Below are 12,590 nucleotides of genomic sequence, written 5' to 3'. Positions count from 1 at the left end.
TCCGCCCCGTCTCACGGAGTCGTCCTCATGAAAGTCACCATCATCGGCAGCGGTTATGTCGGCCTGGTCACCGGCGCCTGCCTGGCCGAGCTCGGCAACGATGTGTTCTGCCTCGACGTCGATGAAGAAAAGATCGCGCTGCTCAACGATGGCGGCGTGCCGATCTACGAGCCCGGCCTGAAGGACCTGATCCAGCGCAACCGCGAAGCCGGGCGGCTGGTGTTCTCCACCGACGTCGCGGCCGCGGTCGACCATGCCGACGTGCAGTTCATCGCCGTTGGCACGCCGCCGGACGAGGACGGTTCGGCCGACCTGCAGTATGTGCTGGCGGCCGCCCGCAATATCGGCCGGCATATGACCGGCTTCAAGATCGTGGTCGACAAGTCGACCGTGCCGGTCGGTACCGGCGACCGCGTCGCGGCGGTGATCCGCGAGGAGCTCGCCGCGCGCGGGCTCGAGGACCTGCAGTTCTCGGTGGTCTCCAATCCCGAATTCCTGAAGGAAGGCGCCGCGGTCGAGGACTTCATGCGGCCCGACCGCATCGTGCTCGGCTGCAACAACGACGCCGCCGGCCGCCATGCCAAGGCCATCATGCGGGCGCTGTACGCGCCGTTCAACCGCAACCACGAGCGCACCTTCTACATGGACGTGCGCTCGGCCGAGTTCACCAAGTACGCGGCCAACTCGATGCTGGCGACGCGCATCTCGTTCATGAACGAGCTGGCCAACCTGGCCGACGAGGTCGGCGCCGATATCGAGCTGGTGCGCCTGGGAATCGGCTCCGATCCGCGGATCGGCTACAGTTTCCTCTATGCCGGCGCGGGCTACGGTGGCTCGTGCTTTCCCAAGGACGTGCAGGCGCTGATGCGCACCGCCGCCGGGAGCGGCAAGGCGATGCGGGTGCTGGAGGCCGTCGAGGCGGTCAACGAGGCGCAGAAGCGCGTGCTCGGCGACAAGGTCGTGCGGCGCTTCGGCGAGGACCTGAGCGGGCGCACCTTCGCGATCTGGGGCCTGGCGTTCAAGCCCAATACCGACGACATGCGCGAGGCGCCGTCGCGCGTGCTGGCGCGCGAGCTGGTCTCGCGCGGCGCGTCGCTGCGGGTGCACGACCCGGTCGCGATGCAGGAAGCGCGGCGCGCGCTGGCGCAGGACCTGGCCGGCATCGAAGGCGGCTTCGCGCGCGTGACGTTCTGCGACGCGCAGATGGAGACGCTGGACGGCGCCGACGCGCTGGCCATCGTCACCGAATGGAAGGTGTTCCGCAGCCCGGACTTCGCGCAGATCCGGCGCCGCCTGAAGACGCCGGTCGTGTTCGACGGGCGCAATCTGTATGAGCCGGCCGCGATGCAGGAGGCCGGTATCGAATATCACGCGATCGGCCGGCCCGCGGCGGCGGCCTGACGCAACATGCCGGTGCGGCCGCCGGGCGGCGCGCCGGCCAAAAGGAAGCTCATGAACAGGAACCCGATCTCTCGCGAACAGATCCAGCAATCGCGCATCCTGGTGGTGGGCGACATGATGCTGGACCGCTACTGGTTCGGCGATGTCGAACGGATCTCGCCGGAGGCCCCGGTCCCGGTGGTCCAGGTCAAGCGCAGCGAGGAGCGCCTGGGCGGCGCCGCCAACGTGGCGCGCAACGCCGCCGCGCTGGGCGCGTCGGTCGGCATGCTGGGAGTGGTCGGCGACGACGAACCCGGCAGCATGCTGGAGAACCTGCTGACCGCCGAACACGTGCAGCCGTTTCTCCACCGCGACCGCAGCGTCAACACGACGATCAAGCTGCGCGTGGTCGCGCACCAGCAGCAGCTGCTGCGCGTCGACTTCGAGAACCCGCCGGCGCACGAGGTGCTGCTGTCGGTGCAGGACCGTTTCCAGGCGCTGATCGGCGACTACCAGGTGCTGGTGCTGTCCGACTACGGCAAGGGCGGGCTGACCCATGTCGCGCGCATGGTCGAAGGCGGACGCGCCGCCGGCAAGATGGTGCTGGTCGACCCGAAGGGCGACGACTATTCGCGCTATCGCGGCGCCACGCTGATCACGCCGAACCGCGCGGAGATGCGCCACGTGGTGGGTGCCTGGAAGACCGAGGCCGACCTGACCATCCGCGCGCAGAACCTGCGCCGCGCGCTGCAGCTCGAAGCGCTGCTGCTGACGCGCTCCGAGGAAGGCATGACGCTGTACACCGAGGCCGAAGTGCTGCACGTCTCCGCGCAGGCGCGCGAGGTCTACGACGTGTCGGGCGCCGGCGATACCGTGATCGCGACGCTGGCCACGATGCTCGGCGCCGGCATTCCGCTGAAGGAAGCGGTGCAGCATGCCAACCGCGCCGGCGGCATCGTCGTCGGCAAGCTGGGCACGGCCGTGGTCAGCTACCCCGAACTGTTCGGCGCGGCGCAAGGCTGACGCCCCTTATCACTGCTGGATTCACCATGACCATCATCGTCACCGGCGCCGCCGGTTTCGTCGGCAGCAACCTCGTCAAGGGGCTGAACGAGCGCGGCGAGAACAACGTCATCGCGGTCGACAACCTGACCCGCGCCGACAAGTTCCACAACCTGGTCGATTGCGAGATCGCCGACTACCTGGACAAGACCGACTTCCTGGACCGCTTCGCTCGCGGCGAATTCGGCAAGGTCCGCGCGATCTTTCATGAAGGCGCCTGTTCGGACACGATGGAGACCGACGGCCGCTACATGATGGAGAACAACTACCGCTACACCAAGGCGCTAATGGAAGCGTGCCTGGAGCAGGGCGTGCAGTTTCTCTATGCGTCGTCGGCCGCCACCTACGGCGCCTCGCAGACGTTCAAGGAAGAGCGCGAATACGAGAAGCCGCTGAACGTCTACGGCTACTCGAAGTTCCTGTTCGACCAGCTGGTGCGGCGCACGCTGCCGAACGCCCACTCGCAGATCGTCGGCTTTCGCTACTTCAACGTCTACGGCCCGCGCGAGGCGCACAAGGGCCGCATGGCTTCGGTGGCCTTCCACAACTTCAACCAGTTCCGCGCGGACGGCACCGTCAAGCTGTTCGGCGAATACGGCGGCTATGGCCCCGGCGGCCACAGCCGCGACTTCGTCTCGGTCGAGGACGTGGTCAAGGTCAACCTGTTCTTCCTGGACCATCCCGAGAAGTCTGGCATCTTCAATCTCGGCACCGGGCGCGCGCAGCCGTTCAACGACATCGCCACCACCGTGGTCAACACGCTGCGCGGCGCGGAAGGCAAGCCGCCGCTGACGCTGGAGGAGATGGAGCAGGAAGGGCTGATCGAATACATCAAGTTCCCCGATGCGCTGCGCGGCAAGTACCAGTGCTTCACGCAGTCCGACGTCTCGCGCCTGCGCGGCGCCGGCTATACCGCGCCGTTCTATACGGTCGAGGAAGGCGTGGCGCGTTATTGCCGCTGGCTGCTCGAGCGCGGGGGCTGAAGACTCAGCCGCCGCTCTCCGACTGTCGTTTCGCCGCAAACCGGCGCCGGGCTTTCCGCGCAAACCGCGTCAACATTTGTTGCGCGGCGCGCCGCCCCCCTTCCTGGCTCTTATGCTCGGCCTACCCCGTCGCGACGACGGGGCGGCATGCCCGCCCGGGCATCGCCAACGAAGCCGAACTCCGGTCACCGGAGAAGGAGCCTGTTCATGATCAAGCAAACCTTGCTGGCGCTGGCGTGCTGCCTGGGCATGTCGATGGCGCTGGCCGGCAGCGCACTGGCCGCTGTCGACGTCAACAGTGCCGACGAGGCGGCGCTGACCACGGTCAAGGGAATCGGACCCGCGATGGCGCGCCGGATCGTCGAGGAACGCGGCAAGCAGGGCGCGTTCAAGGACGCCACCGACCTGGCCGATCGGGTCAAGGGTCTGGGGCCAAAGTCGGTCGTGCGTCTGCAGGGCGAGGGGCTGAACATCGGCAAGGGCGGGGCGCCGGCCGCAGCCAGGAGCGGCAAGCCGGGCGCCGCCACGCCAACGGCGGCTGTCGCGCCGGCCGGCAAGGGTTCGGGCAAGACCGCCAGGACCGCACACTGAGAGGCACGGCGCCTGCCGCCCGTCCTTGCTCCCGTTCTTTGCTGCCGTTCTTGCTGCCGACCTGTGCTGGTACGGCTCGTGCTAACGCCTGAGCGGCGCCGCGATGTCGCAGCGCCGCCAATCGGATGCCGTGGCGCTTCGCAGGCCCAAGGCCACAGAGTATGATGCGGGCGCTGCGGCAGGGCGCCTCCTTCGTCTCTCCAGCCGGATCTCTCCAACGGGGGAGCGAAGCAGGCCGGCGGCGCCCCCGCGGACCACGACACACCACAACACATCAAACACATCACCGGGAACGGCCGGGCGCGGCGCGCCGGCGGCCACCTCGGAACGGGAGCTCAACGATGGCGAATGGCGACGAGGCGGGATTCCTGCCGCGCTGGACACTGAAGACCGAGGGCGTGATCGCGCCCGATGAACGGCTGCCCGCGGGGCAGACCGTGCTGGCCGGCATCCAGCACGTGGTGGCGATGTTCGGCTCGACCGCGATCGCGCCGATCCTGATGGGCTTCAATCCCAATATCGCGATCCTGTTCTCGGGCATCGGCACGCTGATCTTCTTCCTGTGCGTGCGCGGCCGCGTGCCGAGCTACCTCGGTTCGAGCTTCGCCTTCATCGCGGTCGTGATCGCCGCCACCGGCTATGCCGGCAGCGGCCCCAATCCGAACATTCCGCTGGCACTGGGCGGCATCATCGCCGCCGGCCTGCTTTATACCGTGATCGGCCTGGTGGTGCAGGCCGCCGGCTATGGCTGGGTCGAGCGGCTGATGCCGCCGGTGGTGACCGGCGCCATCGTCGCGGCGATCGGGCTGAATCTGGCGCCGGTCGCGGTCAAGGCGGTCAGCGCCGCCGCGCTCGATACCTGGATCGGCCTGCTGACGGTGGTCGCGGTCGGGCTGGTCGCGGTGCGCGCGCCGGGCATGATCGGCCGGCTGCCGGTGCTGATCGGCGGGCTGATCGGTTACCTGGCCTACTGGGTCTGCGCCAATGCGTTCGGCCTGGGCAAGCCGATCGACTTCTCGGGCGTCGCCAGCGCCAGCTGGTTCGGCCTGCCGGCCTTCACCACGCCGGTGTTCGAGCTGAACGCGATGCTGCTGATCGCCCCGGTGGCGATCGTGCTGGTCGCGGAAAACCTCGGCCATATCAAGGCGATCGGCGTGATGACCGGCCGCAACCTGGACCCGTATATCGGCCGCGCCTTTATCGGCGATGGCGTCGCCACGATGCTGTCGGCCGCTGGCGGCGGTACCGGCGTGACGACCTATGCCGAGAACATGGGCGTGATGGCAGTGACGCGCATCTATTCGACCCTGATCTTCGTGGTCGCCGCGCTGGTGGCGATCCTGCTGGGCTTCTCGCCCAAGTTCGGTGCGCTGATCCTGACGATTCCCGGTCCGGTGATCGGCGGCCTGACCATCGTCGTATTCGGCCTGATCGCGGCCACCGCGGGCCGGATCTGGGTCGAGAACCGCGTGGACTTCTCCGATTCGCGCAACCTGATCACCGTCGGCGCCACGCTGACGGTTGCGGCCGGCGACCTGACGCTGCGTTTCGGCGGCATGACGCTGGGCGGCATCGGTACCGCCACCTTCGGCGCGATCCTGCTGTACCACCTGCTCGGCAAGGGCCGCACGCCCGCCTGATGAGCCGGGGCGGGGCATGCGAATGCTGCCCCGCCGCGCTTGCCGCCGCGCTGGCGGCAGGGTCATGACACCTGCATTACAATGGGCGCCGACATTTGGACTCGCCCCATCATGGCCTACAAGACGATCGAAGACACCATCGGCAATACGCCTCTGGTGCAATTGCAGCGTATTCCCGGAGCCGCCAACGCCGAGCGTGGCAATGTGATTCTGGGCAAGCTCGAAGGCAACAATCCCGCCGGCTCCGTCAAGGACCGGCCCGCGCTGTCGATGATCGCGCGTGCCGAGGCGCGCGGCCGTATCAAGCCGGGCGACACGCTGATCGAGGCGACCTCCGGCAATACCGGCATCGCGCTGGCGATGGCCGCCGCGATCCGCGGCTACAAGATGGTGCTGATCATGCCGGAGGACCTGAGCATGGAGCGCCGCCAGAGCATGGCGGCGTACGGCGCCGAGATCATCCTGACCCCGGTCAAGGGCGGCATGGAATACGCGCGCGATCTGGCCGATTCGATGGAGCGCGACGGCAAGGGCATCATCCTGGACCAGTTCGCCAATCCCGATAATCCACAGTCCCACTACGAGACCACCGGTCCCGAAATCTGGCGCGACACCGACGGCCGCGTCACGCATTTCGTCTCGGCAATGGGCACCACCGGCACCATCACCGGGGTGTCGCGCTATCTGAAGGAACAGAACCCGGCGATCCAGATCGTCGGCGCGCAACCGGCCGAAGGCTCGCGCATTCCGGGCATCCGCAAATGGCCGGAAGCCTATATGCCGAAGATCTACGATCCGCGCCATATCGACCGCACCGAGCCGGTCAGCCAGGCCGATGCCGAGCATATGGCTCGCCGGATGGCGCGCGAGGAAGGCATCTTCTGCGGGATCTCGGCCGCCGGCGCGCTGTGCGTGGCGCTGCGAATCGCCGAGGAAGTCCGCGATGCGACCATCGTGTTCGTCGTCTGCGATCGCGGCGACCGCTACCTGTCGACCGGCATCTTCCCCGCCTGATTCAGCGTCGACCAGGGCCGGCGCCGTCCGCCAACAGCGGGACATGCGCCGGCCGGACCATCGGTCCTTACACCATCGAGGCCTTGACCGCCTCGCCCAGCTGATAGACCGCCAGCGCGTAGAAGAAGCTGCGGTTGTAGCGCGTCAGCACATAGAAATTGCGCAGCCCAAGCATGTAGTCGGTCGGCGCATCGGGCGTCGGCAGGTCTACCACCAGCACGCCGGTCTCGCCTTCGCGCGCCAAGTCGATCGGCTCGTCCAGCCGCAGCCCGGCGCGCGTCAGCTGATTCAGCGTGCGCGTCGGCCACGGTTCGCCGTCCGCCGCGGCCGCTGCGATGCCGCGGCTGCCTTCGTCCTGTGCCAGCCGCCACACCACCGGCCGTCCGGCCTCCCATCCGTGCAGTTGCAGAAAGCGGCCGACGCTGCCGATCGCGTCGACCGGGCTGTTGCGCAGGTCGACATGGCCGTCGCGGTCGAAGTCGGTCGCGTATTCCCGCAGGCTGGTCGGCATGAACTGCGGAATGCCGATCGCGCCCGCGTACGAGCCGAGCACCGAGAACACGTCGGTGCGGGTATCGCGGCACCACAGCAGGTAGTCCTGCAGCTGCGCGCGGAACATGGCGGAGCGGCTGGCGCGGTTTGGCGTATCGGGATAGTCGAAGGCCAGTGTCGACAGCGAATCCAGCACGCGGAAGGTGCCCATGTCGCGTCCGTAGATCGTCTCGACGCCGATGATGCCGACGATCACCGAGGCCGGCACGCCGAACTCGCTTTCCGCGCGGCGCAGCGTGTCGCGATGCTGCTGCCAGAAGCGCACGCCGGCGTTGATGCGGATCGGTTCGATGAAGCGTGAGCGGTAGGCACGCCAGCTTTTTCGGCCCGGCGTGGCCGGCGGCATGATCAGCCGCGCCACCGTGGCCGAGTAGACGGCCTGTCCGAACCAGTCGTTCAGGGTCGCGCGGGAGAACCCGTGCTGCGCGACCATCTCGTCGATGAAGGCGGCCGCTTGCGGGTTGCTGCCGTTGCGATAGCGGCCGGGATCGATTTCTTCTTCCTGGAAGCTGGCGCGGCGCTTGCCGGCCGCCAGCAGCGAGGGGGTGGCGCCGCACAGGCCAAGCGCCACGGAGCAGAGCGCGGCGCCCAGCAGCGGGCGGCGCAGGTTACGCGTGTGTTCGGTCATGGTGTCCTTTGCAAGTCGGACCGAGTATAGCGGACGCCTCCGACGCAAAACATCACGGCACGATACGACCCGGCGACGAAGGCGGCAGCCGCATTGTCCGGCCATCCGCTGTGCTAACGTACGGGGATGGAGACAGCGGCGCACCCGGCAGGGTGTCCGCCACGCGCCCAACAACGCCTCGATAAACGCGCTGACATCCCATGCCGACCGGCTACTACACGCATCCCGAATTCCTGCTGCACGAGATGGGGCACTTCCATCCCGAGTGCCCGGAACGCCTGACCGCCATCGAAGACCATCTGATCTCGCACGGCATCGACGGCCTGCTGGACCGCCGCGAGGCGCCGGCCGCCAGCCGCGAGCAGATCGAGCGCGTGCACCTGCCCGGCTATGTCGACGGGCTGCACGAAGCGAGCCCCGCCAGCGGCTACCATGCGATCGATCCCGATACCGCGATGAACGCGCATACGCTGGCCGCGGCCACGCATGCGGCGGGCGCCGCGGTGGCCGCCACCGATGCGGTGATCGCCGGCGAGCTCGAGAACGCCTTCTGCTGCGTGCGCCCGCCCGGCCACCACGCCGAGCCCGATCGCGCGATGGGCTTCTGCTTCTACAACAACGTCGCGATCGCCGCTCGCCATGCGCTCGACGCCCACGGGCTCGAACGCGTGGCGATCATCGACTTCGACGTGCATCACGGCAACGGCACCGAGGCCGCCTTCCGTGGCGACGAACGCGTGCTGATGTGCAGCTTCTTCCAGCATCCGTTCTATCCGTACAGCGGCACCGAGCACGTGGCCAACAACATGGCCAATATTCCGCTGCCGGCCTATACCAACGGCATGGCGGTGCGCGAGGTCGTCGAGACGATCTGGATGCCGCGGCTGCAGGCGTTCCGTCCGCAGATGCTGTTCATCTCGGCGGGCTTCGACGCGCATCGCGAGGACGACCTCGGCCAGATGGGGCTGGTCGAGCAGGACTACGCCTGGATCACGGCCGAGCTGATGACGCTGGCGCGGCAGCACGCGCAGGGGCGCATCGTCAGCTGCCTCGAAGGCGGCTACAACCTCAGCGCGCTGGGCCGCAGCGTGCTGGCGCATCTGAAGGTGCTGCTGGAGAAATAGGCTGCGACCGGCGCCACCGCGGCACGACAACCTCAGATCAGCAAACCAGGAGACCATCATGGCCGCATCGGAACACGCACAAGCCGCCGGGGCGCTGCTGATGCAAAGCGAGGATGCCCCGGGCGTGCTGCGCCTGACGCTGCAACGTCCCGACGCCTTCAACGCGCTGTCCGAGGCGCTGATCGACGCGGTGACCGAGGCGCTGACCCGCATCGCCGCCGATCCCGCCGTGCGGGTCGTGGTGCTGGCCGGCGCGGGCCGCGCCTTCTGCGCCGGACACGATCTGCGCGAGATGCGCGCGCAGCCGTCGCACGATTACTACCGGCGGCTGTTCGACCGCTGCACGCGCATGATGCTGGCGATCCAGCGCATGCCGCAGCCGGTGATCGCGCGCGTGCAGGGCATCGCCACCGCGGCCGGCTGCCAGCTGGTGGCGATGTGCGACCTGGCGGTCGCGGCGGACGACGCGCGCTTCGCGGTGTCGGGCGTCAACCTCGGGCTGTTTTGCTCGACCCCGGGCGTGGCGCTGTCGCGCAACCTGCATCGCAAGCATGCGATGGAGATGTTGCTGACCGGCGAGATGATCGGCGCCCGCGAGGCGCAGGCGCGCGGCCTGGTCAACCGGGTGGTGCCGGCCGCCGAACTGGACGGCGAGGTGGCGAAGCTGGCCGCCAGCATCTGCGCGAAGCCCGCGGCGGCGATCGCGGCGGGCAAGGGCCTGTTCTACCGCCAGCTCGAAATGGGCGTGGAGGCGGCCTATCAGCTGGCCGGGCAGACCATGGCGTGCAACATGATGGACGAAGCGGCGCTGGAAGGCGTGCAGGCGTTCATCGACAAGCGGCCGCCGGCCTGGCGCGCGAGTTGACATACCGGCACTTCGGATCGGCGCCTTATTCCCTTTTCGTCTAAAGACATCGGCAAAAAGTCGTTTCTGGTAAGAAGCGGATCGCTTAAAATAGCCCGTTACATCCAAAAACGATAAATGCGGCAGCAGCGTTGGAGACCCCGTCCCGGCTGTTGCCGTTTTCTTTTCGCTCTGTCTCATGATCGAACTGCAAGGTCTCTCGCAGCGATTCCCCGGTGCGACCGGGGATGTGCACGCTTTGCGGGATGTCAGCCTGTCCATCGCGGCCGGCGAAGTCTTCGGCATCATCGGCCGCAGCGGCGCCGGCAAGAGTACGCTGGTGCGCGCCATCAATCTGCTGAACCGTCCGACCGCCGGCCGCGTGATCGTCGCCGGTCAGGACCTGACTGCGCTCGACGCGTCGGCGCTGCGGCTGGCGCGCCGCGACATCGGCATGATCTTCCAGCATTTCAACCTGCTATCGTCGCGCACCGTCTATGACAACGTGGCGCTGCCGCTGGAGCTGGCCGGCAAGAACCGGGACGAGATTGCCGCGACGGTACTGCCGCTGCTCGATCTGGTCGGCCTGTCGGCGCTGAAGGACCGCTATCCGGCGCAGATCAGCGGCGGGCAGAAGCAGCGCGTCGGCATTGCGCGCGCGCTGGCCAGCAAGCCCAAGGTGCTGCTGTCGGACGAGGCCACCTCGGCGCTCGATCCGGAAACCACGCGTTCCATCCTCGACCTGCTCAAGCAGATCAACCGCGATCTGGGCCTGACCATCGTGATGATCACGCACCAGATGGAGGTCATCAAACAGGTCTGCGATCGCGTCGCGGTGCTCGACGCCGGCTGCGTGGTCGAGCAGGGCCAGGTCATCGACGTCTTCCTGCGGCCGCAACATGCGGTCACGCGCGCAATGATCGGCGACGTGATTTCGCAGGAGCTGCCGGCCAGCGTGCTCAAGCGCGTCGAGAGCCGGCTCGGCAACGGGCGCGACCACGTCTACCGGCTCGCCTTCACCGGCGAGGGTGTCGACCAGCCGGTGCTGGCACAGGCGATCCGCCGCTACGGGCTGGACTTCAACATCCTGCACGGGCATATCGACGAGATCCAGGGACAGGCCTTCGGCTCGCTGGCCATCATGGCCACCGGCGAGACCGACAACGTCCGCGCGGCAATGGCATTCCTGCAGCAGCAGGGCGTGGTGGTGGAGGAGTACGAGCATGTGGTCTGAGCTGTTCGACCTGTTTGTGACCTCGCTGGGCGAGACCCTGGTGATGGTCGGCATCTCGGGCGTGATCGGCGCGCTGCTGGGCGTGCCGCTCGGCGTGGTGCTGCACCTGACCGACCGCGGCGGCCCGCTGGCGCATCCGTTGTTCAACCGGCTGATCGGCGTGGTCGTCAACGCCGTGCGCTCGATCCCGTTCATCATCCTGCTGGTGGTGGTGATTCCGTTTACCCGCTTCCTGGCGGGCTCGTCGATCGGTACCGCGGCGGCCGTGGTGCCGCTGACGATCGCCGCGATTCCGTTCATCGCGCGGCTGGTCGAAAGCGCGCTGCGCGAGGTCGACAAGGGCCTGGTCGAGGCGGCGCAATCGATGGGCGCCAGCACGCGCCAGATCGTCTGGAAGGTGCTGCTGCCCGAGGCGATGCCCGGCATCGTCGCGGGCCTGACCATCACCTTCGTCAGCCTGGTCGGCTATTCGGCGATGGCCGGCGCGATCGGCGGCGGCGGCCTGGGCGACCTCGGCATCCGCTATGGCTACCAGCGCTACATCACCGAGGTGATGGTGGCGGTGGTGCTGATCCTGATCGTGCTGGTGCAGGCCGTGCAGAGCTTCGGCGACTGGCTGGTCCGCCGGATCAGCCACCGCTGAGCGCCACGTCGCGGCCGAAGGAATCGCCTCGTTTTCCGTTTCGTTTTTGCTTTATCCCAGACCCAACCCAGAACACATCGCAAAGGAAGTCAGCCATGCAACGTCGTAGCCTGCTGCAATGGATCATCGGCGCCGCGCTCGGCGCCAGCCTCGCCACCGCCGCGGTGGCGCAGGACAAGCCGATCAAGATCGGCGTGACCGGTGGTCCGCACGCCCAGATCATGGAACAGGTCAAGAAGGTCGCCGCCAAGGATGGTCTCAATATCCAGGTCGTCGAGTTCAGCGACTACATCCAGCCGAACGCCGCGCTGGCCGCCGGCGATCTCGATGCCAACAGCTACCAGCACCTGCCGTACCTCGAAGCCCAGATGAAGGACCGCGGCTACAAGTTCGCCAACGTCGGCTACACCGTCACGTTCCCGATGGGCGTCTACTCGAAGAAGATCAAGTCGCTGGACCAGCTCAAGCAGGGCGCCCGCGTCGGCGTGCCCAACGACCCGACCAACGGCGGCCGCGGCCTGCTGCTGCTGCAGAGCAAGGGCGTGATCAAGCTGCGCGCGGACGCCGGCCTGAAGGCCACGCCGCTGGATATCGTCGGCAATCCGAAGAAGCTGCGCATCGTCGAACTGGACGCCGCGCAACTGCCGCGCTCGCTGGACGACCTGGATGCCGCCGCGATCAACGGCAACTACGCGGAATCGGCCGGCCTGTCGCCGACCAAGGACGCGATCGCGATGGAAGGCCCGAAGGGTCCGTACGCCAACCTGATCGCCGTGCGCGAGGCCGACAAGAACAAGCCGTGGGTCGCCAAGCTGATCAAGGCCTATCACTCGCCGGAGATCAAGCAGTACGTCACCACGACCTTCAAGGATTCGGTGATCACGGCCTGGTAAGC

At 67.5% G+C, this 12,590-nt stretch carries 12 protein-coding genes; 11 read left to right on the top strand and 1 reads right to left on the bottom strand.

Annotation, left to right across the window (positions count from 1 at the left end; all coding sequences use genetic code 11):
• Window positions 1-27: 27 nt before the first annotated feature.
• The 6 genes from M1D55_RS20865 (at window position 28) to cysM (ending at window position 6,670) form a co-directional block, all read left to right on the top strand.
• Entirely contained in the window at window positions 28-1,401 is a 1,374-nt protein-coding gene (locus M1D55_RS20865; protein ID WP_456281725.1) for a UDP-glucose dehydrogenase family protein, read from the top strand.
• 51 nt (window positions 1,402-1,452) lie between these two features.
• The gene (rfaE1, locus tag M1D55_RS20860; protein ID WP_006577905.1) at window positions 1,453-2,403 is read left to right on the top strand and encodes a D-glycero-beta-D-manno-heptose-7-phosphate kinase; all 951 of its coding nucleotides are present in this window, start codon (window positions 1,453-1,455) and stop codon (window positions 2,401-2,403) included.
• A 26-nt stretch (window positions 2,404-2,429) separates the two neighbouring features.
• Window positions 2,430-3,425, top strand: coding sequence for an ADP-glyceromanno-heptose 6-epimerase (gene rfaD, locus M1D55_RS20855; RefSeq protein WP_064572953.1), 996 nt, complete (start codon window positions 2,430-2,432; stop codon window positions 3,423-3,425).
• Between the two features lie 207 nt (window positions 3,426-3,632).
• Window positions 3,633-4,016: a ComEA family DNA-binding protein gene (locus M1D55_RS20850; protein ID WP_232204778.1), complete on the top strand. Its 384-nt coding sequence runs from the start codon at window positions 3,633-3,635 to the stop codon at window positions 4,014-4,016.
• A gap of 341 nt (window positions 4,017-4,357) precedes the next feature.
• On the top strand, window positions 4,358-5,656 hold the full coding sequence (locus tag M1D55_RS20845) for a solute carrier family 23 protein (protein WP_006577902.1): 1,299 nt from the start codon (window positions 4,358-4,360) through the stop codon (window positions 5,654-5,656).
• A 111-nt stretch (window positions 5,657-5,767) separates the two neighbouring features.
• Window positions 5,768-6,670: a cysteine synthase CysM gene (cysM, locus tag M1D55_RS20840; protein ID WP_006577901.1), complete on the top strand. Its 903-nt coding sequence runs from the start codon at window positions 5,768-5,770 to the stop codon at window positions 6,668-6,670.
• A 67-nt stretch (window positions 6,671-6,737) separates the two neighbouring features.
• Here the strand turns inward: cysM and mltB are convergent, their stop codons facing one another.
• Window positions 6,738-7,850: a lytic murein transglycosylase B gene (mltB, locus tag M1D55_RS20835; protein WP_456281724.1), complete on the bottom strand. Its 1,113-nt coding sequence runs from the start codon at window positions 7,848-7,850 to the stop codon at window positions 6,738-6,740.
• A 200-nt stretch (window positions 7,851-8,050) separates the two neighbouring features.
• Between mltB and M1D55_RS20830 the strand changes: the two genes are divergently transcribed.
• The 5 genes from M1D55_RS20830 (at window position 8,051) to M1D55_RS20810 (ending at window position 12,588) form a co-directional block, all read left to right on the top strand.
• Complete coding sequence (locus tag M1D55_RS20830; protein ID WP_006577899.1) at window positions 8,051-8,974, top strand: histone deacetylase family protein; 924 nt, start codon at window positions 8,051-8,053, stop codon at window positions 8,972-8,974.
• Between the two features lie 58 nt (window positions 8,975-9,032).
• Window positions 9,033-9,839: an enoyl-CoA hydratase gene (locus tag M1D55_RS20825; protein ID WP_456281723.1), complete on the top strand. Its 807-nt coding sequence runs from the start codon at window positions 9,033-9,035 to the stop codon at window positions 9,837-9,839.
• Between the two features lie 178 nt (window positions 9,840-10,017).
• On the top strand, window positions 10,018-11,052 hold the full coding sequence (locus M1D55_RS20820; RefSeq protein WP_006577897.1) for a methionine ABC transporter ATP-binding protein: 1,035 nt from the start codon (window positions 10,018-10,020) through the stop codon (window positions 11,050-11,052).
• The gene (locus M1D55_RS20815; protein ID WP_006577896.1) at window positions 11,042-11,695 is read left to right on the top strand and encodes a methionine ABC transporter permease; all 654 of its coding nucleotides are present in this window, start codon (window positions 11,042-11,044) and stop codon (window positions 11,693-11,695) included. Before M1D55_RS20820 ends, M1D55_RS20815 begins: the two co-directional genes overlap by 11 nt.
• Before the next feature lie 95 nt (window positions 11,696-11,790).
• The gene (locus tag M1D55_RS20810) at window positions 11,791-12,588 is read left to right on the top strand and encodes a MetQ/NlpA family ABC transporter substrate-binding protein (protein WP_023264942.1); all 798 of its coding nucleotides are present in this window, start codon (window positions 11,791-11,793) and stop codon (window positions 12,586-12,588) included.
• The last annotated feature ends 2 nt before the right edge of the window (window positions 12,589-12,590 follow it).

The sequence above is a fragment of the Cupriavidus sp. JZ107 genome (assembly GCF_053903255.1).
The sequence above is the reverse complement of the archived record's forward strand: the minus strand, read 5'-3'. Positions and strand labels throughout refer to the sequence as shown.

Excerpts from the sequence above, each read along its gene's own strand:
- mltB (WP_456281724.1), bottom strand. The coding sequence starts at position 7,850 with ATGACCGAACACACGCGTAACCTGCGCCGCCCGCTGCTGGGCGCCGCG.
- M1D55_RS20825 (WP_456281723.1), top strand. The coding sequence starts at position 9,033 with ATGGCCGCATCGGAACACGCACAAGCCGCCGGGGCGCTGCTGATGCAA.
- M1D55_RS20845 (WP_006577902.1), top strand. The coding sequence starts at position 4,358 with ATGGCGAATGGCGACGAGGCGGGATTCCTGCCGCGCTGGACACTGAAG.
- M1D55_RS20810 (WP_023264942.1), top strand. The coding sequence starts at position 11,791 with ATGCAACGTCGTAGCCTGCTGCAATGGATCATCGGCGCCGCGCTCGGC.
- M1D55_RS20850 (WP_232204778.1), top strand. The coding sequence starts at position 3,633 with ATGATCAAGCAAACCTTGCTGGCGCTGGCGTGCTGCCTGGGCATGTCG.
- M1D55_RS20815 (WP_006577896.1), top strand. The coding sequence starts at position 11,042 with ATGTGGTCTGAGCTGTTCGACCTGTTTGTGACCTCGCTGGGCGAGACC.
- M1D55_RS20820 (WP_006577897.1), top strand. The coding sequence starts at position 10,018 with ATGATCGAACTGCAAGGTCTCTCGCAGCGATTCCCCGGTGCGACCGGG.
- rfaD (WP_064572953.1), top strand. The coding sequence starts at position 2,430 with ATGACCATCATCGTCACCGGCGCCGCCGGTTTCGTCGGCAGCAACCTC.
- cysM (WP_006577901.1), top strand. The coding sequence starts at position 5,768 with ATGGCCTACAAGACGATCGAAGACACCATCGGCAATACGCCTCTGGTG.
- rfaE1 (WP_006577905.1), top strand. The coding sequence starts at position 1,453 with ATGAACAGGAACCCGATCTCTCGCGAACAGATCCAGCAATCGCGCATC.
- M1D55_RS20830 (WP_006577899.1), top strand. The coding sequence starts at position 8,051 with ATGCCGACCGGCTACTACACGCATCCCGAATTCCTGCTGCACGAGATG.
- M1D55_RS20865 (WP_456281725.1), top strand. The coding sequence starts at position 28 with ATGAAAGTCACCATCATCGGCAGCGGTTATGTCGGCCTGGTCACCGGC.